We start from the raw sequence: 25,657 nt of genomic DNA on the forward strand, positions 1-25,657 counted from the left end.
CAAATGTTTTATTATAATTACCAATTTGCTTTTAATTAGATAGGATAGTTACCGATTTGTTACGTTTTAATACCTTACAGTTACCAGGAATATTTTTTAAAGCCTCAATGAATCGGTCCGTATTGCTACCGTCTATTATAAATAATGGAGTTGCAAGGGTGTCATGGTTCCAAAAAGCATTGTTACTTACATATATATAGTTAATGTTTAATTGACGGGGGATAGACTGCAACGGAGCGCCAGGGTTTAACAACAGCACTTTTTTATTCAAAAACTGCACAAGGCTTTCTTTCTTCGCCAGCCAGGGCAATTCAATAAGTCCTTTAGTATTAACTATCGTGTAGTTTGTAATCCGGTTGCTATCCAGCCCGGGGCGTATCGAATAATTAAATACTTTGTCGGTATCTTGCAAGTCAGTTATAAATTACCGCCTTATCGCCATTTTTAAATACGATACCGGTGTGCTTGCGCAGGTTTAAAAAGGTTACCGATTGTTGTTTGTCCGCACGGAATTTCTTAACGCTGATGCTGATACTGAATACCAGTAAAGCAAAAAGCGAAAACTTGATGAGCCATTTTTGTTTATCGCAGAGCCAGTAGTATGCTGCAACAATGATGGCATATAACAGGATTTGCTCAAATCTGCTGATCCAGATCTTATTAATGGCGGCATAGGGGATATGTTCAACAATTGCGAGCATTTTATTCATCAGCAGGGCAGCATGCTCCAAAACGTAGCCTAACCAGCCCGATACAAAAGTAATTTGCGGGAGGGCCAGTAAAAATAAACCCGCGTACATGATGATCACCACCGGCAGCAAAATAAGCAGGTTACTTACCAGGAAGTAAACCGGGAACTGGTGAAAGTAAAATGCGCTTAACGGAAAAGTGATCAGCTGGGCAGCTATAGAAACCGAACAGGCATTCCAAAGATAATTCGCTGCGCGATTCTTAAAGCTCAGCCAACGGTAAACCATCGGCTGGAAAATGATTAGTCCGGCAACAGCGAGGTAGGAGAGTTGAAAACCCACATCCATCAGCAAATAGGGGTCATAAAGTAACAATGCAAATGCTGAAAATGCCAGGATGTTTAAGGTATTGATGTACCGGCTATACGTTTTACCGCAGATCACCATGCTGATCATCAGCGCAGCCCGGTTAACCGCGGGGGAGAAGCCCGTGAGCAGGGCGTAGCCCCATATCAGCACGATAATGATAACAGCTTTAATCAGTTTGCCACGCTTGAAATTATCTAAAAAGCCCAGCATCCAGGCCAGCAAAATATAAATGATGGCCACATGCCCGCCGGAAACGGACAAGATATGGATGGTGCCGGTTTTAGAATACGCCTGCAGCACATCGTTGCTCAAATCTGCCTTGTATCCAAGTATCAGGGTGGAGGCTACTGCAATTGCAGTGGTATCGTGCATGTTGCCCTTTAACTTATTCACCAATTGCTGCCGGGTTTGCAGTGCGTAGGCTATGACCGGGTTACCACATCCTGCTTTAATAACATGGTATTGCCCGGGATACAGGAACGATTGATGGAAAATATTTTTGTTGGCTAAATACTGCTTGTAATTAAATTCCCCGGGATTGTAAGGCGGTTCAACAGCAGTGAAATTTGACGGGATCAACAGTTGTTCCCCATAGAACAGGTTGCTGGCCTGCTTATCTTTTATAGTGATCAGCAGGGAGCCGTTCACCGCTTTTATTTTATCATGATCTATACTTTGGATAATGCTTGCTGTGAATTTTACCAGCCCGTTTTTAAACGTGGGCTCATCGCAGATATTGACTACAAGGTATTGGGCTGGTTGTTTAGAAAAATGCCCGGTGCTGTTTAACTGGTTGTGCTGAATGGTGAGGATCCAGCCTGCAAGTAAGAGTAAGGGAGTGATCAGCACGCCACCGATCCAACTTATTTTAAAAACCTTCAGGCGCTTGTAGCCAAAGCCTAGTAGGCTAAACAAAAGACCCAAACCAATTAGAACGGCCCACAGTAAAAACGGGGTTGTTCCGCGATAATTAAGCCCGGCGAATATGCCGCCCATTAAAGGCAACAACAAAACAACGATTGGAATTTCGCCCTTGTGCTCAGCTATCATACAACTATCCTGGCCCGGTGCAAAACAGGGCGATAAGGTTCAGGAAATAAAAATAGCTTATTAGCTGGTAATTACAACTCTCCGCGCACTTCCAGCAAGAATTTTTTTAGGTTTTCAAGCGAATCTATCACGCGCTGATTATCGCGGCTGTCGCCCATGTTGGTTTTCAGGTAGTCTTTAGCGCCTTGCAGCGTGTACCCCTTATCGCGGATGAGGTTAAAGATGATCTTAAAATTTTCGAGATCTTCGGGGGTGAAGTAACGGTTGCCCTTTTTGTTTTTCTTCGGCTGCAGAACATCAAATTCCTTTTCATAGAAGCGGATGAGCGACTGATTCACATCAAACATGGCCGATACCTCGCCCATTGTATAGTACATTTTACTGATCTCGCGTTCTTTGTAAGGCATATGCAAAGGTAAACGATTAGTAGGAAATCTGCGGATTTAGAGCGTTGGATTTATGAAATTTTTAATGACTCTATAATTATTGGGCATTGCCTTCGGCCCGCGCTTTTCAGGGCTGCGCTGCGCTCCGGCCCCGCTTTCCCTTTCACCGTCCATCGCAAGCGCGGCTAAACCCTTCCAATCGCTAATGCAAACCATTCTTATGTATGAAATTTGTAACCAGCTCAATCCTTTCCTGAACTCGCGTATCGCCCCTTATCTCTAAAACCCGGGTCTTTGCCCGCTGCAGCCAATCCTCATGCGCTTTGATATTTCTGCCGCTAAAGGTAATATCGTCATATTTTGCTGCCCAGGCGATAAAATCGAGATAAAGCTGGTGGCGTACCGGGTCGTTGAAGATGGCGTCGCCGTATCGGCTCACCTCCCGGGCTTGCAGGCGTTCCATCCTTAATTCAGTTGGCAGATACAGAAACACCACCAAATCAAACATTGGCTCCCATTCTTTGCCCCAGTTGATCACCGATCCGCCAAGGATCCAGTGCTCATAAGGTAACATATCCTCCAAAAGCTGCTGATTCCGCAACTGCGGATCGCGCTTTACGGTGTAAGGCACATCTGTTCGTTCCCAAAAGTAATCGTCCGTGTCGAAGTAGGGGACGCGGAGGCGTTCACTTAACGCATGGCCCAGCGTGGTAGAACCCGCGCAGGAAGCGCCCATGATCTGTATTTTCATTTGTCTGATCCTTTTTTAATCAAATTTCTGGAGTAGCCGGATTAGAAAGCGAAAGCAAAATTATAGCAAACCAGGCATTCTGCAAATTCCTTAATTCCTTCAATTCGGGTTCAGACAATTTTTTACCTTTGCATCTTATGACAGCTACCCAGATCCGCCAGGCATTCCTTGATTTTTTTGTTTCTAAGGGACACGTGATTGTGCCCAGCGCACCTATCGTGATTAAAAACGACCCAACGCTGATGTTTACCAACGCGGGGATGAACCAGTTTAAAGATGTGTTCCTGGGCGAGGCACCCGCCAAAGCCCCGCGCGTGGCCGATACGCAACGCTGCCTGCGGGTTAGCGGAAAGCACAACGATCTGGAAGAGGTAGGCATCGACACCTATCACCATACCATGTTCGAGATGCTGGGTAACTGGAGCTTTGGCGATTACTTTAAAAAAGATGCCATTGCCTGGAGCTGGGAATTGCTGACCGAAGTGTACAAGCTGGATAAGGACCGCCTTTACGTAACCTATTTTGAAGGCGACGAAAAAGAAGGCCTGGAAAAAGATACCGAGACTTACGACCTGTGGAAACAGTATGTAGATGAGGCACATATCCTCCCCGGTAATAAAAAGGACAACTTTTGGGAGATGGGTGAAACCGGCCCCTGCGGACCGTGCTCGGAAATTCATTTCGACAGTCGCCCGGATAATGAGCGTGCGGAAGTAAGCGGCGCCACGCTGGTAAATGCCGACCACGACCAGGTTATCGAGATCTGGAATAACGTGTTCATGCAGTTTAACCGTTTGAAGGATACTTCGCTGCAACCATTACCAAATAAGCATGTGGATACCGGAATGGGCTTTGAGCGCTTGGTGCGTGTATTGCAGGGAAAAACTTCCAATTACGATACCGACGTTTTTCAGCCGATGATTCAGTTCATTGCAAAGAAAAGCGGTAAGACCTACAACAGCGCTGCCAAACCGGGTGATGCCGATTGGAACGATGCTGTAGCTATGCGTGTTCTGGCCGATCATATCCGTGCGATCAGCTTCGCGATTGCAGATGGGCAATTACCGGCAAGTAACAAGGCGGGCTATGTCATCCGCCGAATCCTGCGCCGTGCGGTGCGTTACAGCTATCAAACCCTTGGATTTAAAGAGCCTTTCTTTAACGAACTGGTGCCTTTGTTAGCTGAGCAATTTAAAGGGGTGTTTGATGAATTGTGGAGTCAGAAGGATTTTGTGCAGAAGGTAGTCAAAGAGGAAGAAATCGGGTTTTTACGCACGCTTGATAACGGAATAACTAAATTCGGTGAGTTTACCAGTCTTCTAGCGGAAATGAGTAGCTCAAATTACACTGAAGATGCAGATTTGCAAAAGATTGTTCGTAAAATCTTATCTGGACAAAGGGCTTTTGAATTATCGGACACCTATGGTTTTCCAATAGACTTGACGGAGTTGATGGCTCGCGAGAAAGGTTGGACTGTCGATATTGATGGTTTTAACGCTGCTCTCCAAGCCCAAAAAGACCGCTCCCGCGCAGCTACCGCCATTGATACCGGGGACTGGATCCTCGTGAAAGAGGAGGACGAAGCGGTTGAGTTTACCGGTTATGACGAAACGGAGACGATTGCACATATTATTAAATACCGCAAAGTTACGGCTAAGGGAAAAGAACAGTTCCAGATCGTGCTGGATAAAACACCTTTCTATGCGGAAAGCGGCGGACAGGTAGGGGATCAGGGTGAGCTCATCTTTCCGAACGGGGAGATCATCGAAGTAACGGATACCAAAAAAGAGAACGGCCTGATCGTTCAATTCACAGATAAATTGCCGTCGACCCCGGAGGATGCTTTAACGGCGATGGTGGATGCCACCAAACGGGATAGCACCAACAATAACCACAGCGCCACGCACTTGCTCCATGCCGCTATGAAACAGGTATTGGGCAGCCACGTTAACCAAAAAGGCTCGTTGGTAAACGCCGATTACCTGAGGTTCGATTTTTCGCACTTTGCTAAAGTGACAGATGATGAACTGGCACAGATAGAGGCCATCGTCAACCAAAAGATCCGCGAGAATATCTATTTGCAAGAGGAGCGCAACGTGCCGTACGACCAAGCGATCAGTAGCGGCGTAACAGCCCTGTTCGGTGAAAAATATGGCGACTTTGTAAGGGTGATCACCTTTGATGCATCGTTCAGTAAAGAGCTTTGTGGTGGCACGCATGTAAAGGCAACAGGTCACATCGGTTACTTTAAGATCATCTCGGAAAGTGCTGTGGCAGCAGGTGTCCGCCGGATTGAAGCCATTACCGGCATCGCGGCAGAAAACTACATCAACGAGCAAACCAAACTGGTACAACAGGTTAAAGAACTGCTGAAGAACCCGAAAGACATCGGCAAAAGCATAGAGAGCCTGTTGGAAGAAAACAACCGATTGAAGAAAGAAATAGAGAAATCTATCCTTGAGAAATCATCCGGTTTAAAAGATGAACTGGCTAAAAAGGTGGAGAATATTAACGGCATTAACTTCATCGCCCATAAGGTAGAATTGCCGAATGCCGATGCGGTGAAAAACCTTGCCTATAACCTTAAGGATATCGTGTCAGACCTGTTCCTGGTACTTGCTGCTAATATCGACGGCAAACCCAACATCACGGTGATGATTGCCGAAAACCTGGTAAAAGACAAAGGGCTCAATGCAGGAAGCATCGTACGCGAACTGGCCAAAGAGATCCAGGGTGGTGGAGGTGGTCAGCCGTTTTATGCTACAGCAGGCGGTAAGGATTTGAGCGGACTGGATAAGGCATTGGAAAAGGCCCGGGGATTTGTAGCATAGGCGCATAAAATAAATCACAACCGTAGTTTAGAAATAGGTTCGGGATGAAGACATGACGGCATCCTATTCGACGTCGTGCTGAACTTGTTTCACTGTTGTCCGGTAAAACGATTTTTTGATAAAAGTTAAGGGGTAGTTTACAAGCTACCCCTTTGTTGTTGATATTTGAGTTACCACACTTAAACATTCAACATGGGCAAAAGTACTTTTTTTACCGGACAGCCGGTGCTGAATCAGCTGTTAAGTTTACTTGACCGTAATGGAATAAGGTCATTAGCCCGGCGCGGTGAGCATGACCGCTATTATCGTTATTTCGACACTTATACCCACCTGGTAACGATGCTTTATTGTGCTTTCAATAAATGCACCAGTAGTCGTGAAGTAGTGAGCGGCATGAAGGCCTGCCTGCATAAACTCAGCCATACGGGCGTTATTAAGTGTCCGGCGCGAAGCACTTTATGTGATGCCAATGCCGGGAGAAGTTTTGAGGTATTTGCCCGTATCTATGATCAGTTATACCGTCGTCATAAGCATCTTTTACCGGACAGCCGGTTGCGTATAGACCCAAAACTATTTATAGCTGATGCTTCTACCATCACGTTGTTTCAGCGAATATTAAATGCTCCAAGCCCGGGTAAGTTAGATGGCAGAAGAAAGGGCGGGATCAAGGTGCACACGTTGATCAATGCTGCGGACGATGTACCACTAAAGGTGAACTTTACCGCTGCCAGTGCCAATGATATGCCTTTTTTGAAAGAGATACACTTACAGCCAGGTTCATTCATCGTTTTTGATAAAGGCTATGTCAGTTACGCCCAGTATGAAAGATTCTGTAATGAGGGCGTATTTTTCGTTACAAGGCAGAAAAAAGATGCCCGTTACACCGTAACCACTGTCCATGAGTTGAGCGAACACAGTAAAGATGTGGGTGTAGTAGCGGATAGATCTCTCTTACAGGGAACACGGACTCAAAAAGAAGGCATCAAGCTAAAAGTCCGCGTAGTTACCTTTTTCGACAAGGAATCCGGCCGGACATTTGAGTTCCTGACCAACAACTTTTCTCTGCCTCCTGAAGTGGTAGCAGACATTTATAAAAAGCGATGGCTGATCGAGGTGCTTTTCAAACGGGTTAAACAGAACTTCCCGCTTAAATACTTCCTTGGCGATAATGAAAACGCCATTAAGATCCAGATATGGTGTGCTTTCATTGCTGATCTGCTCATCAAACTGGTACAGGTACAACTCAAAAGGAAATGGGCCTTTTCAAATCTAACGTCGATCATCAGGTTGCATTTGATGAGCTACATTCATTTGTTCGACTTCCTTAACAATCCCGAACGGCTGTCCGCAGTGTACGATCATGCCGAACAACTAAAACTGGGGGGCTTGGAAATTGGTTTTAAGACATGATCTACTCTGAAAGGCCTTAAATCGTAACTTTTTTTATTATTTGAGTTTTTACCGGACAATAGTGAAACGAGTTCGGGATGACGGCACCGTTCATCTTTTCCGTGGGATCCCGAAATTAATTCGACATGACGGCATCCTATTCGACGTCGTGCTGAACTTGTTTCAGCATCCCATAGGCAAGGTAGCCAGCCTGGCGTTTACCTGTCCCGTGGGATCCCGGAACGAGTTCGGGATCACGGCACCCTTCATCTTTTCCGTAGGATCCCGAAATTAATTCGGGATGATGGCATCTAAACGCACAAAATGACCGTCGATATTGTATCGTAACCGAACACCCACTGTTACATAGGCGTACACACCGCACAATATTTGCTACATTTAAGTATCTGATAATCAACCTTATAATAAACTGGTACAGCTTTTAACTATCAAAGGCAAATTACCCGTTTATGTTAAAGAATTACTTTAAGATCGCCTGGCGCAATATCATCCGTCACAAAGGTTACTCCTTTATCAATATATCCGGCCTGAGTGTGGGCATTGCGGCCTGTTTGCTGATATTTGTGATCCTGCAATTCGAGCTCAGCTTTAACAACAATTTTCCGGATCATAAAAATATATACCACCTTATTACCCAGCAGACGCAGGATGGGGATGTGCGCTATAATCCGGGTACCTCACCGGCAGCTATTGATGCCCTGCGGAATGATTTTCCGCAAGTGAAATTTGCTGCGGTGAATGCCAGCTATGGCAGCCAGATCACTGTGCCCGGTGCTGACGCCGCAAATGCCGCCGACGCCAAAAAATTTACGGAAAGCAGCGGGGTGATCTTTCTGGAGCCGCAGTTTTTTGATGTTTTTAAAACGGAATGGCTGGATGGCAGCAAGGATGTTTTGAAGGACCCTAACATGGTGGTGATTGATAAGGCCACAGCCACCAAATATTTTGGCGATTATAAAAATGCCCTTGGTAAAACGCTAAAAATGGATAACGTTTTAACCCTTAAGGTTGCAGGGATTGTGGCTGATGCTCCTGTTAACAGTGATTTTCCATTGAAAATAATGGTATCCTACATCACCTGGAAACAGCACCCGGTAGAGTACAGTTACGCTAACGACTGGAACACTGTAAGCAGCAACAACCAGATCTTCATGCAGCTTCCTGCAAACTTATCTGCCGATAACCTTACCAGGCAGCTGGTTGGCTTCACCAAAAAATACCTGGCCACAAAAAACGGCATTACTGATCGTGTGCATTTGCTGCAGCCTTTGGATGAATTGCATTTCGATACCCGCGTAGGGAACACCCTTGGCGATCATATTACCAGCAAAGCAACGCTGCGTACCCTGGGTTTAATTGGTCTCCTTATTATCGTAATGGCGTCTATCAACTTTATAAACCTGTCCACAGCACAGTCGGTGGGGCGGTCAAAAGAGGTAGGTATCCGTAAGGTGTTGGGCAGCAGTCGCAAACAGCTTATCTTCCAAGTAATTGGCGAAACCACGCTGATCATCCTTTTCTCTGCCTTGCTGGCTGTTGCAATAGCAGAGTTAGCATTGCCTTATCTTAAAAACATCGCCAGTGTACCGGATAATATCAGTTTGTTTAATAAAGGGACAGTGCTATTCCTGCTGATCACTACGGTTTCCGTGATCTTGTTATCGGGCATATACCCGGCTTTGGTGGTATCTGGCTTTAAACCCGTACTGGCTATTAAAAATAAAATTACCGCGGCTTCAATTGGCGGTATTCCTTTGCGGAGGGCGCTGGTAGTTGCCCAGTTTGCTATTGCCCAGTTGCTCATTGTTGGTACTATCGTAGCGGTAAATCAAATGAATTTTGTGAATGAGGCTGATCTTGGTTTTAACAAAAGCGCGATATTGATCTTGCCGGGTTATACCGATAGCGTAAGCCTGGGCAAATTGAATGCTTTTAAACAGCAGTTAATGCAGAAACCGGGGGTTAAGTCGGTTAGTTTTTCTTCGGATGCGCCCTCATCAGATAATAACTCCGCACAAAACTTTTACTTTAATCACGTAGATAAAGGGCCCGAATATCCAACCTTTTTAAAATTTGGCGACGCTGATTACTTCAAAACTTTTGAGCTGAGATTTGCCGCCGGGCACGGGTTTGACCAAAGCGATACCGCGAGACAAGCGGTAGTAAACGAAACTTTTATTCACAAACTGGGGATCCAAAAGGCAGAAGATGCCATTGGCAAGGATGTGAAACTAGGCAGTGGCAAATGGCTGCCGATTACAGGCGTAGTGAAAGATTTTAAAACCAATTCCCTGCGCGATGCGGTAAAGCCCATCGTAATTACCTCCCGCAAGCGTTACGAATCGCAGGCGGCGGTAAAACTGGATACGAAAAACCTTTCGGCCAATGTAGGAGCTATCCAAAAACTATGGGAAGGTACCTACTCGGAATATGCCTACAATGGGTATTTCCTTGACGAAAACATTGCCAAATTTTATCAGCAGGAAAATCAGCTTGCCCTGGTTTACAAGATCTTTGCGGCAATCGCTATTTTTATCTCCTGCCTTGGGCTTTACGGCTTAGTCTCTTACATGGCGGTACAGCGCACAAAAGAAGTAGGCGTGCGCAAAGTTTTAGGCGCTTCGGTGTTCAACATCGTATTGCTGTTTTCCAAAGAGTTCATGATCCTGATTGCGATATCATTTGTAATTGCGATGCCGGTATCGTGGTACATGATGTCGGCTTGGCTGCAGAACTTTGCTTACCGCGTTCCTTTAACAGCCGGCGTGTTTGTAATTGCCGTAGTAGCGTCTATGCTGATTGCCTGGGCCACAGTGAGCTATAAGGCCATAAAAGCAGCACTGGTAAACCCGGTGAAGAGCTTGAAGAGTGAATAGTGTTGATGTTTGGAAAATAATGATCTGGTGGGCAGACATTATCCTCAACAATGAACTCCGTACAAACAAAATCAAACCGGTGCAAAAAAAATGAACCGGTGTATTCAAAAACAAGTAATCGGTGTAATCATATAAAACAATGATAAAGAACTATTTAAGAACAGCCTGGCGCAATTTGCTGCAAAACAAGTCTACTTCAGTGATCAGCATGGCAGGTTTGGCGGTGGGTATTTGCTGCTTTTTGCTGCTGGCCACCTATTTAATCAACGAACTGCGGTATGATCGCTTTCACGAAAAGGCGGATCGGATCGTTCGCATAGATCAGGGTTATAAATCTGCTGATGATCCCGAGCCGGTTCTTATCGCCGTAACACCAACTGCTCCCGTGCCTGTTTTCAAACAGGAATTTTTTGAAATTGAGGATGGCGTTCGGATCGTCGACTACTCCAATATGCGCGCCGGCGTGGTGCAATATGGCGATAAGCTATTAAAAGAGAAGCATATACTGGTGGCCGATGATTCTTTCTTCAAGATCTTTACCTTTAAATTTTTGGAAGGCAATCCGGCATCGGCACTAAGCAACCCATCGTCGGTAGTGTTGACGGCTTCCACCGCAAAGAAATATTTTGGCGAGGGGGAAGCGGTAGGCAAGGTCTTAAAACTCGACCAAACCACTAACCTGATGGTAAGCGGTGTAATTGAAGACGTGCCGGCATATTCGCAGCTAAAATTTGATATGCTGGGCAACTACGCCATTATGCAACGTTCCAAAACCCGCAAGTGGGATTCCTCAAGCGATTACTCTTACCTGCTGCTTAAACCCGGGGCACACATGGCTGATCTGGAAAAGAAAATAGCAAGCTATGTAGAGAAGCTTTCTAGTGACAAGTCTAATACCGGAACCAAAACCTGGTTTGCGCTGGAGCCCTTAACTAAAGTACACTTGTATTCCAACGCGGGTGGATTAGAGCCCTCCGGCAACATCAAATATATTTACATTCTGGGCATCGTTGCTGTGATATTGCTGGTTCTGGCCTGCGTAAATTTCCTCAACCTGGTTACAGCAAGGTCTGCCGAGCGGGCCAAAGAAATTGGGGTTCGCAAAGTGATGGGTGCGCAGCGTAAGCAGTTATTCTTCCAGTTCATTACAGAAGCCGGTATTATTACGCTGCTGTCGCTTTTGATAGGGGTGGGTTTGGCGGCGCTGAGTTTTTCAGCATTCAGTACTTTTAGCGGGCAGCAGCTTAGCTTTGCCACCTGGAATATCAGCTGGCTTACCCTGGCGCTTTTCGGGCTCTTTGTTTTGGTAACCTTACTTGCAGGTACCTATCCCTCCTTATATTTATCAGCCTTTAAGCCGGTTGTGATCCTGAAAAGTAAAAGTACAGGCCATGCCGGGGGTAATATAGTGCGCAAATCACTGGTGGTGTTCCAGTTCGTGGTGTCGGTTTTCTTTATTATCAGCACGTTAATCGCTGGTAACCAGTTGCAGTATATCAGGCACGTAAACACAGGGATGAGCCGCGACCAGGTAGTAGTTGTAGATATTGGCGGGATGGCTTTTAGTCAGCTGGAAGCCTTTAAAAATGAGCTTAGCCAGCAACCCGGCATCAAGGGTGCTACAGCATCTTATAATTCGCCTGTGCATATTACCGGCGGCTATTCTATCAACAGCGCAGAGGGCAAAAGCTCAACCTATGAACTGTCGGTTGTGGCCATGCCGGTTGAAAAAGGTTTCATAAAAACCATGGGTATGCGTTTAGTTGCAGGCCGCGACCTTGACCAGGGAGATGTGCAACAGGTAACCGAGGTGCCCGATTCATTGCGCAAATACAGCTTCATTATCAACGAAACCGCACTGGCATCGCTCGGTTGGAAACCCGACGAGGCTATCGGCAAACATATCGGTGTAAATGGCCGTATGGGTACCATAAAAGCGGTGGCCAAAGATTTTAATTTTGCCTCATTGCACCAGAAAATAACACCGATAGTGATATTTCCGGAATACGATTGGTTTAGTAAGATGCTGATCAAAACCGATGGGAAAAATACGGCTAATGTAATTGCCGCCATACAAACCAAATGGCATCAGTTTTATCCAAACACGCCGCTTGAGTACAACTTTCTCGACCAGGAATTTGAAGCCATGTATAAAACTGATCAGCGTACAGGTAATATCTTAACCGCGTTCACGCTGGTAACCATTTTTATTTCCTGCCTCGGGTTGTTTGGCCTTGCCGTATTTTCAACCCGGCAGCGCGTTAAAGAAATCGGTATCCGTAAGGTGCTGGGTGCTAACGTGCTTACAATAGTCAATTTGATCTCGTCAGACTTTTTAAAGCTCGTTGTAATTGCCGTGGTGATCTCCTCGCCGCTGGCCTATTATGCCATGAGCAGGTGGCTGCAGGATTTTGCTTACCGGATTGATATAGGCTGGGGGGTGTTTGTACTTGCCGGCGGTATGGCGGTTGTCATTGCATTCCTAACAGTAGGCTATCAGTCTGTAAAAGCTGCTTTAAGTAACCCGGTTAAGAGTTTGAGGAGCGAGTGAGGGCGATAGTAAATAATCGATGACCTATAGATGCTGCCACATGCAAGGATGAAAGTGTTGAACTATCTATCACATCGTTAACCAATCAAATAAAACAACGGTCAATGTTAAAAAACTATTTTAAAATAGCAGCGCGCAATCTACGGCGCAACAAAGGGTTTTCTGCCATCAATATTTTTGGTTTGGCAATGGGCCTGGCGGTTTGCTTGCTGATTACCTTGTTTGTTGTTGACGAGTTAAGTTACGATAAGTTCAATTTGAAGTCGGCTAACATTTACCGGGTATATTCGGATTTTAAAGTGAACGGCAGCGTGTTTAAAGCCAAGGATTCGCCTGCGCCTATGGCGGCCGTTATGATGAAAGAGTATCCGAAAATTGAGCAGGCAACCCGGATTATAGGTGGTGGCAGAACGCTGGTTCAAAAAGGAAATGAAACGCTGACGGAATCTGGTAGCTTTTATGGTGACGCCAACCTGTTCACTGTTTTTACGTTGCCCATGATAGCCGGCGATGCTAAAACTGCGCTCGTGCAGCCTAACTCATTGGTTGTATCGGAAGCTATCGCAAAAAAATATTTTAACACTACCGATGTGATTGGCAAAACGTTACACCTGGACAATACAAATGATTATAAGATCACGGCGGTAATCAAGGATATGCCAGCGCAATCGCACGTGCATTTTACAATGATCAGGGCAATGTCGGGGTTAGACGACAGCAAACGGACCGAGTGGACCAACGTGAATTTTGGTACCTATATCCTGGTTCGCGACGGCACTACACAGCAGCAACTCGACGGCTATTTGAAACAAGCCACAAAAAAGTACGCGGAGCCCGAATTGCAAACCTTTATCCATACCACTATTGCAGATCTTGAGCGCAAGGGAGATCATTTTATTTATGCTACAACACCACTAACCAGCATCCATTTACAGTCGCCGGTTAGCGACGAGATCGAGCCCTCAGGAAACCTGCAATACGTTTATATATTTGTACTAATTGCCGTATTTATCCTGCTGATAGCCTGCATCAATTTCATGAATCTTTCAACGGCGCGCTCTGCCGGCAGGGCCAAAGAAGTTGGGGTACGCAAGGTTTTAGGCTCAGGCCGGATGACGCTCATCTACCAGTTTTTAACAGAATCCACCCTGACGAGTTTTATAGCACTGGCTATAGCAATAGTTTTCGCTTTGGTTTTATTGCCTTATTTTAATATGCTATCTGGCAAGCAAATTACAGTGAACTTTTTTGCAAATTCCTGGCTGTTGCCAAGCCTGCTGGCAACAACGCTTATCATTGGTTTGTTGGCAGGTTTGTATCCAGCGTTTTTCCTTTCGGCCTTTCAACCCATACAGGTGCTTAATGGTAAAATTGCATCGGGCTTTAAGGGCAGCGCGTTGCGCAATGGCCTGGTCGTATTTCAATTCGCTACCGTTATCATGCTGATTGTTGGCACGCTGGTTATCTATAGTCAGTTAAATTATATCCGTAATGTAAACCTGGGCTATAACCGGGAGCAGGTATTGATCGTCAAAAACACCTACTCGCTATTTAATCACGCAAAAACCTTTAAGGAAGATGTGATGCAGCTGCAGGGCGTTAAGTCGGGTACTGCCACTGAATATTTGCCTACTGCCAATAACGACCAGACGGAGGTTTATAACCTTGCAGATGGCCCCAACGCGGGGCAGTCCAAAGGTATTTCAACATGGCCGGTAGATAATGCCTATATCCCTACGCTGGGGATGAAGATGCTGCAAGGGCGGAATTTTTCTCCGGAAATGATCACCGATTCTACAGCCGTCATTGTTAACGAATCGGCAGCTGCCCTGCTTGGCCTTCGCCATCCGATAGATAAAAATATCTTTCGTTCGGGTGATAGCAAAAGAACCCCTCACCGGATAATTGGCGTGGTGAAGGATTTTAACGTAGGTTCATTGCGTGCCAAAGTAAGGCCCTTAATGCTGAGGCTGAAAGCCCGCTATGGTTCGATGGCTTTCCGTATAGATACAAAGAATGTTTCGGGCCTGCTTGCACAAATAGAAAAGCTTTATCATTCGGCAGATGCTAACATGGCGGGGCAACCGTTTGAATATTCTTTTATGGATGATGACTTTAATCACTTGTATAAGTCTGAGCAGAATACTGGAAAGATCTTTACATCATTCGCGTTTTTTGCCATTTTTATAGCTTGCCTGGGCCTGTTCGGGCTGGTTACTTATGCAGCCGAGCAGCGTACCAAAGAGATAGGGATCCGCAAAGTTTTAGGTGCTAGCGTTGCCAGTATTGTAACAATGCTTTCCAATGATTTTTTAAAGCTGATCGCCATTGCAGCGGTAATTGCATTCCCTGTAGCGTGGTGGGCAATGAATAAATGGCTGCAGGACTTTGCCTATCGCATAGCAATTAAATGGTGGGTGTTTGTGCTGGCCGGGGCCATAGCTATTGTTATTGCCCTTGTAACCATTAGCTACCAATCTATTAAAGCCGCCTTAAGCAACCCGGTAAAAAGCCTCAAGAGCGAATAGGCAGTTAGATTCAGGAAGATAAGACTCATGAGCCAGGATGTAACGCGTCCTGGCTTTTTGTTTTTATATCCCTACTTTAATCTTGCTTCTTGGTTCCTTAACTCTTTTCTGTATACTTTTTCTGTCTTTTCTCCTGCTTCTTCCCGTCTTAATTCCGGGTTGCGAGTGTATCATTACCGTACGCACCCTGTACACAAGCGAACAGTATATATTATTAATATAATTATAAGTGACTGATAATCTGATTTTTGATACTTTGGTATGTTATTGATACTTAATGCCAAAATCAATTACAGTAATATTGAAATCAGGAAACAGCTAAATCACTTAAACTAAAATTCATAACATGTTATCACTGCAGCATATTTCAAAGTATTACCAGGTTGGCGGCAACAAAAATTACGTTATCAACGATATCAGCTTAGACGTAGATCAGGGTGAATTTGTATCCATCATGGGCCCTTCCGGCTCAGGGAAATCTTCGCTGCTCAATATCATCGGCATGCTGGATGAGCCTTCTACCGGCTTCCATTATTTTGTAGAGCAACCCGTTCACCAGTTAAAAGAGAAACAAAGGTCGTCTCTATACAAACAGTACATTGGGTTCGTTTTCCAGGCTTATCATTTGATAGATGAACTTACCGTTTATGAAAACATCGAAACCCCGCTAATTTATCAGGATGTAAAAGGGAGCGAGCGCAAAGCCATGGTGGCCGATATGCTGGATCGCTTTAACATTGTAGGTAAAAAAGACCTGTTCCCGGCACAACTTTCGGGTGGGCAGCAGCAGCTGGTGGGTATAGCCCGCGCGCTGATTGCCAAACCAAAATTGTTATTAGCCGATGAGCCAACCGGCAACCTTAACAGCAAACAAGGGGAGGAGATCATGGAGCTGTTTAGCAAAATAAATAAAGAAGATGGCGTTACAATCATCCAGGTAACGCATTCCGAAAAAAATGCCGAATACGGTTCGCGCATTATTAACCTGCTGGATGGCAGGGTTGAATCATCCAAAAAATTCTGAACTATAACTCACAATGCGATACTTTAAATACCTTTTCTTTAGTCTTACACTTTCAATCCCTGTGCTGGCACATGGCCAGTCGGCAGATACCTCGCTTAACCTGCAGCAATGCATAGATATTGCCATTAAAAACAACCTGGATGTAAAAAAAAGCGAGTTGGCTTTGCAAACTGCGCAGGTAAATTCAAACCAGGCCAAAGAATTTCTTTTGCCGGCCATCAGCGGCCAGGTTGATCACAGCATTAGTAATGGCCGCGGTATAGATCCATCAACAAACACCTATGTAAATCAATCGTTCAAATCGGGTAATTATAACCTCAACAGTAGTCTTACCCTTTTTAGCGGCTTGCAAAATCTTAATAATATCCAACAAACATCGCTAGCTTACCAGGCCGGTAAAATGGACTTTCAGCAGGCTAAAGACCAGGTTACGATCAACGTGATTACCGCTTATTTGTCGGTGCTGAATAATACCGAATTACTTAACCAGGTGAAAAACCAGTTAACGGTTTCGCAAAGACAGGTAGAGCGGCTGGAAGTTTTAGAAAAAGAGGGTGCTAACAAATTACCATCAGACCTGTATGATTTAAAAGGTACCTATGGCGATAACCAGTTAAACGTAGTTAATACCATTGCCACGCTAAAATCATCCAAACTCAGTTTGTTGCAGATCCTCAACATTCCCTATAAGGAGAATATCAGCCTGCAACCCATCAACGCGGCGGAACTGGCCCAGCAAACGCCTTATTCGGCAGATCAGGTTTTTGATGTTGCATTAAACCAGCTGGCTTACGTAAAAGCGGCCACGTTAAGGCGCCAAAGCGCAGAAAAGGGTGTAAAGGTTGCCAAGGGTTCCTTATTTCCAACCTTATCTTTATTCGGCGGCCTATCTACCAATATTTCAAGTTCGGCCCAGGTGGCCGGGCAAAGCCAGGGGTATTATGACCAGTTTAAAAATAATTACGGTACCCAGGTAGGGGTTAGCCTTAGTGTACCCATCTTAAATTATTTCCAAAACCGTAATAAGGTTGCGTTGGCCAAAATCAATCTGCAAAATAATATTTATGTGGAGCAAACCACCAAGGTGCAGCTTAGGCAAAATGTTGAGCAGGCGTACCTGAACATGACCTCGGCTTATGACAGGTATAGCGTTTTGGTAGAGCAGGCGAAGGCGTACACGGAATCGTTCCGTACCGCAGAGATCCGCTTTAATGCGGGTGTGCTTACCTCGGTAGATTTTGTGGTTGCTAAAAACAACCTGGACCGTACTAAATTAGGCTTGATCAACGCCAGGTATAGCGTATACATTTATAACAAGATTTTAGATTATTACCAGGGTAAATTATCATTATAATAAAATTTGGTTCTAGATGTGATATATTATTACATTTATCATAGAATTGACCCCGGTATCCGGTACGCCATTGTCAACGGCGTACCGGATATTTCCAATCCAAACAATCCCCTTTTTTTTGACTCAATTTTTTAACACAAAATTTATAAATTTGGTGTTACTTTTAAAAATATAAACTCTTATGAAAAAATTAACTTTTACTTTATTAATATGCCTTTCTTCTGTTTTAATGAGCCAGGCTCAGATCCTCCCAAATTTCCAGGTCGGCTTAAAGGGTGGGGTGAACTTAAGCAGCCTGTCAACAGATAATAGTGTATTTAGCAGCAGTAACCGGGCTGGTTACCTTGGCGGCCTTTGGGCACGTTTCGGTGCATTGGGCTTCAACTTTCAGCCGGAAGTTTATGTGACGAGTAAAAATGTAGATATCAATACCAGCAACAACACATCCGCCAGAGCTAAATTTACCAGCATTGATGTGCCGCTGCTTTTTGGCGGAAAAGTTGGAGCGTTTGGTTTTGGTGGCAGGTTTTATGCCGGTCCGCTGTTTTCATTTGCCATAAATAAAGATAACTCGTTTACAAACGCCGTCGGCCAGGCAGCCACCCTTAATTACAACAATTCAAACTTTGCTTTAACCGCAGGAGCAGGGATCGATATTAGAAAAATCTCTATTGATCTGCGTTATGAAGCTGGAATCAGCAAGCAAAATTACACGCTTAATAATTCAACCAATTACAAAACCCGCGTGAGTTTGTTTAATCTGAGTGTGGGCTACGCTTTCTTGTAAGGATATCGATTTTCGAAATCATCAGGGCCTGTGTTGATAACACAGGCCCTTTTTGTGGGAGGATACTTTTATTAAACGGTAGTAATAGCGGTAACGGCAGCAATCAGTATAAAACATACACCGAATACCAGGAAGTACATAGCGGATACGCCCATCATTTTGCTTATTGTGCGCCATCTGCTGCGTTTATATACCACTTTGAGCGAACGGTAAATGTAGTATACAATAGCAAGTGTTACGATAAAGTCGATAATATCTGCAATTGCCTTCATACCAGGCGGAATCAGCATTTTAAGAAGGATGGAGGCAGCCAAAAACAGGAACAAGAAGCAATGCAAATGAATGGCATAAATCACATGCTCTACATAAAACTTCCTGTTTTTATAAAAAGCAACGCTCAGAATAAACGCAAACAAAGGCAACAGCAAAAACATCATCTTGGGCACATTGTGTTTAAAAGCTTCAGCAAAAACTTCTCGTGCGTTTTTTCCCTGGTTTTCCCAGTCGAAACTCTTTTTTTCAATATACCTGGTAATGAATCCATCCCGTTGATGGGCGGGTAATGTCTTTTGCTTGGCCAGGTAGTCACCATAATTCCTGATGCTTTTGTCGTCCTCTATAAAATTAAAGATACCGTTTTCATTGCGCTCCTGTTCGGCAATTGCTGGCTTCGACAATTTTTTTGTTGTGTCTTTCGCAAGTGAGGTGTCTAGCGCAACACCTGGTAAAAACCGGTTCAGCTTTTCTTTGACGGATTTCTTTTGAGCGGCGGTAAGGCTTTTATCATTATCAATGTCCTTACCCAGATTATGTTGTATCGTATCGATCGCCATGGCACCGCTTTCTTTTGAGTCTTTTATCTGCACAACATTCCTGTCGTTCCCGTGAAAGAAGAGGACAAAAAAGATCAAGCTAATAAAAATATACATTTTTACCGGATGCAGGTACTGCGCACGATGCCCTGCCAGGTATTCAACCGTAAGCTTGCCAGGATTGGCAAAAAGTGGTTTAAGCGTATGAAAAAACTGGTCGTCGAAGTGAAAATAATCACTCACGGCATGATTCAGCATATGCCAAAAGCTTTCCTTCATCTCCAGGTTTTCCTGCCCGCACTTGTGGCAAAATTTTCCTTCGAGGATCGTACTGCAGTTAAGGCAGTCGTTCTGGTGCCGGTAATGCTTTTTCATGTAAGGCAGGTAAAGTTATGAATAGGATAATAGGGTTATTTTCTCTTTTATCGTGTAATATCAGTTGCTGATAATACCGTTAAGCATGTTGAATGGCATGTTTAAGCGCTGCATTATGTTTGTACCTGAAAACGAAAGGAAAGATAATTGCAATTACCAGTGCATAACCGGCAAAGGCCAGCCAGATGCCATGCCAGTTCTTACTTTGATCTGGCAAAGTAAAGAAATGATCGATGGCAAAGCCGCTGATCCGGCTGCCAAAAAAGGCACCAAATCCGTTTACCATCATCATAAACATCCCCTGGGCGCTGCCGCGGATTTCTGGTGCAGCCTGTGTTTCTACAAACAACGACCCGGATATGTTAAAGAAATCAAAAGCCATCCCGTATACGATACACGATAAAATGATCATCCATAAACCACCGGCCGGGTCACCAAATGCAAATAAGCCAAATCTTAATACCCATGCCAGCATGCTGAACAGCATTACATACTTAATACCAAATTTGCGCAGAAAGAAGGGGATAGCCAGGATGAACAGCGTCTCCGAGATCTGGGAGATAGACATGATGATAGCCGGGTATTTTACTGCAAGCAGATCTTTATAAGCCGGAACGGTAGCAAAGTCATGAATATAGGTATCACCATATGCGTTTGTAAGTTGCAGTGCTGCACCCAGTAGCAACGAGAAGATAAAAAAGATAGCGAATTTTGGTGTTTTGAACAGTGCAAAGGCGTTTAAGCCCAAAAGATTGGCAAATGATTTATTCCCGGTGCGCACCGCATACGGCCGGCATTTGGGTAGGCTAAATGAGTATATACCCAATAACAGGGAAACAAAGGAGGCGATATAGAACTGGTTGGATGAGGTTTCGTTGTGCGTGATGCTCACCGTCCATAAAGCCACGATAAAACCTACAGTACCCCAGGTACGGATTGGCGGATACTCTTTTACGACATCGATGTTTTGGTTTTTTAAGGCCGAATAGGCGACGGTGATAGATAAAGATAGGGTTGGCATGTAGAAAGCCATGTTTAACAGTATCACCCAGAAAAAAGTGGCCGGATCTTTCACCATTGGCAGGCTAAATAGAACGCAGGCACCGAGGATGTGCATGATGCCGTAAAGCTTTTCCGCATTGATAAATCTATCTGCGATAATGCCGGTTATGGTTGGCATAAAGATAGATGCAATACCCATAGTGGAGAATATAGCGCCAAATTGTGCCCCCGACCAGTGTTTGTTTTGAAACCAGTAGGCACCGATGGTGAGTAGCCACGCTCCCCAGATAAAAAATTGCATAAAATTCATCACTATTAAGCGAAACTTAATATTCATACCCACCAGGTTTTTTAGAAACAGTTAATTAATTTTAATTAGAGGCTGAAAATAGCGAAATAAGGTGATATAGGAAAGTGAGATCGTTGTAATGAGGCAAACTGCAGTAAATAGACGAGCGATTTTTTGCATTACCGGCGCCGCACTTTAAGATTCGATAGCTAACCGGGATGGTATGTATTGATATTACGGGTGTCTTATCGTTCATAAATTAATGTACAACTAAAACATGATCGCTTAATAAAAAGTGTCAATGTTTTTCGGTACAACACAACGCTTAAGGGTGATTCACTGAAAGTGATTTATCTAATCATCTGTGTTTTTTATGTTTTATTAAATCACTGCTAATGAGCCTTTTGCAGGCAATACTTCCCGATTAGGGTGATTCGTATAAAAGTGTAAGTATTTGATAATGAAATGTATAAGTGTTTCACCCGATTCGCTTTCGCGGAGTGAAACACCTGAATATTTAATCACTAAAAGGTAAGCTTACTAATTGCTTACCGGTGGGATATTAAAATTATTTACGAAGCCTTACGCTTATTTAATTCATCACGGATCTTGGCCGCCTTTTCATAAGCTTCATCTGACAAGGCCTGGGCTAGTCGGGTCTTCAGCTCATCGTCGCTTAACGAATTAAAAGAACCCGCAGGCGTTGCCGGCGTTTTTTCTTCTGCTGTTTCGTTGATGTTTTCGAGGTATACAAAATCATTACCCTCAATAACAATACCTGCGGTAGAAAGAATAAACTCGTAAGTATAAATAGGGCAATCGAACCTCACCGAGACCGCAATGGCATCTGAGGTGCGCGCATCGATCTCCACCGTCTTTTTACCGTCGAAACAAACCAGTTTAGCATAAAATATGCCATCAACCAGGTTATAAATGATAATTTCCTGCACGGTAATGTTAAACGCCTGCCCCATACTTTTGAATAAATCATGTGTAAGCGGGCGGCTTGGTGTCATCTTTTCAATCTCTATGGCAATGGCCTGGGCCTCAAAACTGCCGATAATGATCGGTAACCTGCGGCGACCGCTAACTTCGCCCAAAACCAACGCATAAGCGCCTGATTGCGTTTGGCTGTAGGAGAGCCCCACTATATCAAGCTTTATCTTTTTCATATCGTTACCCATCACAAAAAATCGTTTTTTAAGCCGTCGCTTTATATTCTTTAACTGCCGCAATTAATTTGGGCAATACTTCAAATGCATCGCCAACAATGCCATAGTCAGCCACCTTAAAAAACGGGGCTTCAGCATCCTTATTGATCACCACAATAACCTTTGATGAACTGATACCGGCAAGGTGTTGGATAGCCCCCGAAATTCCTATCGCAATATACAAATTTGGACTGACAGCTATGCCCGTTTGGCCAACATGTTCGCTATGCGGGCGCCATCCTGCGTCTGATACCGGCTTTGAGCAGGCTGTGGCAGCACCCAGAAGGTCTGCAAGCTCTTGAACCATGCCCCAGTTCTCCGGGCCCTTCAAGCCGCGGCCCGCAGAAACTACAATCTCCGCATCGGGTAAAGAAACTTTATCCGTTGACCTTACGATATCTTTAATCATCGCTTTAAAATCCGATTCTTTAGTTTCGACCGCAAAATCTTCCACCCGTGCCGTTCCGTTACTTTCAACAACTTTGTAGGAGTTTGGTGTAAGTGCAATTACTTTATTAGAAGATGTTAATTCCACCACAGCGAAGGCTTTTCCTGAAAACGCAGTTTTTTTAACGGTGAATTTCCCGCCAACCAGCTCCGGTAAAGCCACTGCTCCATCAGCAACACCGGCATCCAGCTTAACACCTATGCGCGGCGCTAAACCACGGCCGCTAAAAGAGTTGGACAAAACCACGATATCCGAACCCTGTGCCTTGGCTGCTTCGGCAATTACCGATGCATATGCCTGGTTTACAAAGTTCTTTAGCTTCTCATTAGAAACATTCAGTACCTTCTCGGCGCCATACTTACCGAGTATGGATAGATCATCAGCGGCAACATCGCCAATAGAAATGGCTACCAGGTTTGTATTATGCTGATCGGCAATGGCCCTGGCATAACTTACCGCCTCAAAAGTTGATTTTTTGAATTTACCGCCGGCATTTTCCGCATATATTAAAACTGACATAAATCTTGTTCTTCGTAAATAGCAAATAATTAAATTACCCTGGCTTGAGCGTGTAATAGATCTACCAACTGTGCAGGGTCATCAGCGCCCACCAGTTTAACTTGTCCGCGTGGGGCAGGAGTTTCATAACTGATGATCTCTGAAAAGGTTTTTACCTCCGCAGGTTCAACTACGGTAAGTGGTTTGGTACGTGCGCTCATGATACCGCGCATGTTCGGGATCTTTGGTTCGGCAACACCCTCGGCACAACCGGCAACAAAGGGGAAGGGGATTGTTAGTACTTCTTTGCCACCTTCAATCTCCCTTTCAACAGTTGCTTCGGCATCCGTTGCATCCAGTTTTTTGATGATAGATACCGACGGTACATCCAGCAATTCGCCCAGCATACCGGCAACTTTAGAGCCGTTATAATCTATCGATTCTTTACCCGTCAAGATCAGGTCGAAAGGATTCGCTTTTACGTATTGAGCTATTTGATAAGCAACATACCACGCATCATGCGCTTTTGCATTGATACGCACCGCATCGGTGGCGCCTATGGCTAGTGCCTTACGGATGGTAGCATCGGTACTGGCTTCTCCAACGTTAATCACGGTAACGGTGCCTTTGCCGCCATCGGTTAGTTCAATGGCGCGTGCCAGGGCAATCTCATCCCACGGGTTTAAGATGAACTGAACACCATTTGTATTAAATTGGGTGTTGTTATCTGTAAAGGTTATTTTTGTAGTGGTATCCGGAACATTGCTAATACATACTAGTATTTTCATCATTATAATTGGTTATAATTCACAGGTTTTGTTTTGTAGTGGTGATGCAAATTTAGTTAAAAAAGAGAGAGTTTAAAATGGACACGAGCAGATTAGACAAGCTGTTGGCATTTATACAGAACGAGCCGAACGACGAATTTTTGAAGTACGCACTGGCTACGGAGTATCTGCGATTGAATGATACGGAAAAAGCTTTAAGTTATTATGAGGACCTGGTTGAGAATCATCCTAACTATTCAGGCACTTATTACCACCTCGGCAAGCTATATGAGGCGCTTGATAGAAAAGATGATGCTATAAATATCTACGAGAAAGGAATAGAAATAACGAGGGCTAAACGCGATATGCATGCCCTCTCTGAATTGCAGGGCGTTTATATGGCATTAAAAGGCTTTGATGATGATGATGACGATTATTAATTAGCCGAAAATTTGAGACGCAGGGAGTTACTGTTCATCCGGGATGTAACCTTTTATACTTTTACCGCCTTTGGCGGACCACAGGCGCATATTGCAGTTTTATTGCGCGAGTTTGTAGAAAAGCGAGGGTACGTTACCGAAGAGGAGTTGGTGGAATTAAATGCCCTTTCTCAAATAATGCCCGGGCCGTCATCAACGCAAACCCTGGTAGGTATCGCCTGGAAAGTTGGCGGAATCCGACTAGCGCTGGTTACTTTTTTGATCTGGATCTTGCCGTCGGCAGCTATTATGTGTATGGCGGCCATCAGCTATAAAATGTTTGCCGATAAGGATAAATTCAACGCGATCCTTAAATATGTACAACCCATGGCTGTCGGGATAGTGGGTTATGCTACGTATACTTTTGCAATGAAATTTTTACGTACAAAAGTCACCATGATGCTGGCGCTAGGCTCGCTTATCGCAACCCTGATACTGCATAACCCATACGCATTTCCAATACTCATTTTGCTGGGAGGGATTGTTTCATCTGCATTGGAAACTCAACCCATGGAAAATGAACTTCGGGTAAAGCTTTTTAGTAATGTTAACCCTAACAAGGTAGCCTACTTTATTGGCATTCTGTTATTTTTTGCAGCACTGGGTGCCTTGGTTAACCGTACTTCGCCGTTTAGTTTACCCATTCGCTTGTTCGAGAACTTTTATCGTAATGGCATTCTTATCTTTGGGGGCGGTCAGGTTTTGGTGCCCCTGATGTATACCGAATTTGTAGACCTGAAGCATTACCTCAGCAATTCCGAATTTTTAACCGGTTACGCTTTACAACAAGCTCTACCGGGGCCCACATTCTCTTTCACTTCTTTCGTTGGGGGAATCAGTATGGGTAATAAGGGTTATGGTATAGCGGGGCAAGTGGTAGGCAGCCTGGTTGCTGTAATTGGTGTAAACCTGCCGGGTTTAATCTTGATCCTATTCATCGTACCTTTCTGGAACGATCTAAAAAAGATCACCCGGATTAAAAATTCCCTCAGCGGTATTAATGCTGTTGCCGTAGGATTTATGGCAACAGCGCTCATCATGCTGGTTATGCCGTTTGGCCTCAACCTGATGGCGTATGGATTGATGGCAGCTACTTTTCTATTATTGAAGTTTACGCGAATAAAAGCACCTGTGATTATTGTTATCGGGATAGCATTGGGTTTGATGTAA

General features: G+C 44.5%; 19 protein-coding genes. 10 read left to right on the top strand and 9 right to left on the bottom strand.

All coding sequences use genetic code 11. The annotated features are described in order from the left end of the window. Positions 1-31: 31 nt before the first annotated feature. From A0256_15060 to A0256_15075, 4 genes are all read right to left on the bottom strand, one after another. Entirely contained in the window at positions 32-412 is a 381-nt protein-coding gene (locus tag A0256_15060; GenBank protein ID AMR32646.1) for a hypothetical protein, read from the bottom strand. A 1-nt stretch (position 413) separates the two neighbouring features. Beyond that, positions 414-2,108, bottom strand: coding sequence for a hypothetical protein (locus A0256_15065; GenBank protein AMR32647.1), 1,695 nt, complete (start codon positions 2,106-2,108; stop codon positions 414-416). A 71-nt stretch (positions 2,109-2,179) separates the two neighbouring features. Then, a complete protein-coding gene (locus A0256_15070) occupies positions 2,180-2,515 on the bottom strand; it encodes a MerR family transcriptional regulator (protein ID AMR32648.1) in 336 nt (111 codons plus the stop codon). 181 nt (positions 2,516-2,696) lie between these two features. Then, the gene (locus A0256_15075; protein AMR32649.1) at positions 2,697-3,245 is read right to left on the bottom strand and encodes a hypothetical protein; all 549 of its coding nucleotides are present in this window, start codon (positions 3,243-3,245) and stop codon (positions 2,697-2,699) included. 137 nt (positions 3,246-3,382) lie between these two features. Between A0256_15075 and A0256_15080 the strand changes: the two genes are divergently transcribed. The 8 genes from A0256_15080 (at position 3,383) to A0256_15115 (ending at position 18,606) form a co-directional block, all read left to right on the top strand. Then, the gene (locus tag A0256_15080) at positions 3,383-6,076 is read left to right on the top strand and encodes an alanine--tRNA ligase (GenBank protein AMR32650.1); all 2,694 of its coding nucleotides are present in this window, start codon (positions 3,383-3,385) and stop codon (positions 6,074-6,076) included. A gap of 192 nt (positions 6,077-6,268) precedes the next feature. Further along, the gene (locus A0256_15085) at positions 6,269-7,486 is read left to right on the top strand and encodes a hypothetical protein (GenBank protein ID AMR32651.1); all 1,218 of its coding nucleotides are present in this window, start codon (positions 6,269-6,271) and stop codon (positions 7,484-7,486) included. Positions 7,487-7,935: 449 nt separating this feature from the next. Further along, positions 7,936-10,362 carry an ABC transporter permease gene (locus A0256_15090; protein ID AMR32652.1) on the top strand — a complete coding sequence of 809 codons (2,427 nt, stop codon included), beginning with the start codon at positions 7,936-7,938 and terminating at the stop codon, positions 10,360-10,362. A gap of 139 nt (positions 10,363-10,501) precedes the next feature. After that, entirely contained in the window at positions 10,502-12,913 is a 2,412-nt protein-coding gene (locus tag A0256_15095; GenBank protein ID AMR32653.1) for a hypothetical protein, read from the top strand. 104 nt (positions 12,914-13,017) lie between these two features. After that, the gene (locus A0256_15100; GenBank protein AMR32654.1) at positions 13,018-15,441 is read left to right on the top strand and encodes a cell division protein FtsX; all 2,424 of its coding nucleotides are present in this window, start codon (positions 13,018-13,020) and stop codon (positions 15,439-15,441) included. Positions 15,442-15,787: 346 nt separating this feature from the next. Next, positions 15,788-16,465 carry a phosphonate ABC transporter ATP-binding protein gene (locus A0256_15105; protein AMR32655.1) on the top strand — a complete coding sequence of 226 codons (678 nt, stop codon included), beginning with the start codon at positions 15,788-15,790 and terminating at the stop codon, positions 16,463-16,465. Positions 16,466-16,478: 13 nt separating this feature from the next. Beyond that, complete coding sequence (locus A0256_15110) at positions 16,479-17,819, top strand: transporter (GenBank protein ID AMR32656.1); 1,341 nt, start codon at positions 16,479-16,481, stop codon at positions 17,817-17,819. 229 nt (positions 17,820-18,048) lie between these two features. Further along, positions 18,049-18,606, top strand: coding sequence for a hypothetical protein (locus A0256_15115; protein AMR32657.1), 558 nt, complete (start codon positions 18,049-18,051; stop codon positions 18,604-18,606). 71 nt (positions 18,607-18,677) lie between these two features. Here A0256_15115 and A0256_15120 read toward each other — a convergent pair whose 3' ends face one another. The 5 genes from A0256_15120 to A0256_15140 form a co-directional block, all read right to left on the bottom strand. Continuing rightward, the gene (locus tag A0256_15120; protein AMR32658.1) at positions 18,678-19,793 is read right to left on the bottom strand and encodes a hypothetical protein; all 1,116 of its coding nucleotides are present in this window, start codon (positions 19,791-19,793) and stop codon (positions 18,678-18,680) included. A 79-nt stretch (positions 19,794-19,872) separates the two neighbouring features. Then, on the bottom strand, positions 19,873-21,105 hold the full coding sequence (locus A0256_15125; protein ID AMR32659.1) for a nucleoside permease: 1,233 nt from the start codon (positions 21,103-21,105) through the stop codon (positions 19,873-19,875). 551 nt (positions 21,106-21,656) lie between these two features. Then, a complete protein-coding gene (locus tag A0256_15130) occupies positions 21,657-22,256 on the bottom strand; it encodes a hypothetical protein (GenBank protein AMR34567.1) in 600 nt (199 codons plus the stop codon). Between the two features lie 28 nt (positions 22,257-22,284). Continuing rightward, a complete protein-coding gene (locus A0256_15135; protein AMR32660.1) occupies positions 22,285-23,262 on the bottom strand; it encodes an electron transfer flavoprotein subunit alpha in 978 nt (325 codons plus the stop codon). A gap of 29 nt (positions 23,263-23,291) precedes the next feature. Next, positions 23,292-24,029 carry an electron transfer flavoprotein subunit alpha gene (locus tag A0256_15140; GenBank protein ID AMR32661.1) on the bottom strand — a complete coding sequence of 246 codons (738 nt, stop codon included), beginning with the start codon at positions 24,027-24,029 and terminating at the stop codon, positions 23,292-23,294. Positions 24,030-24,106: 77 nt separating this feature from the next. Here A0256_15140 and A0256_15145 point away from each other — a divergent pair, with 77 nt between their 5' ends. Further along, a complete protein-coding gene (locus tag A0256_15145) occupies positions 24,107-24,448 on the top strand; it encodes a hypothetical protein (GenBank protein AMR32662.1) in 342 nt (113 codons plus the stop codon). A gap of 12 nt (positions 24,449-24,460) precedes the next feature. Continuing rightward, positions 24,461-25,657 carry a chromate transporter gene (locus tag A0256_15150; protein ID AMR32663.1) on the top strand — a complete coding sequence of 399 codons (1,197 nt, stop codon included), beginning with the start codon at positions 24,461-24,463 and terminating at the stop codon, positions 25,655-25,657.

Origin of the sequence: Mucilaginibacter sp. PAMC 26640 (assembly GCA_001596135.1) — a bacterium.
Taxonomy (GTDB): domain Bacteria; phylum Bacteroidota; class Bacteroidia; order Sphingobacteriales; family Sphingobacteriaceae; genus Mucilaginibacter.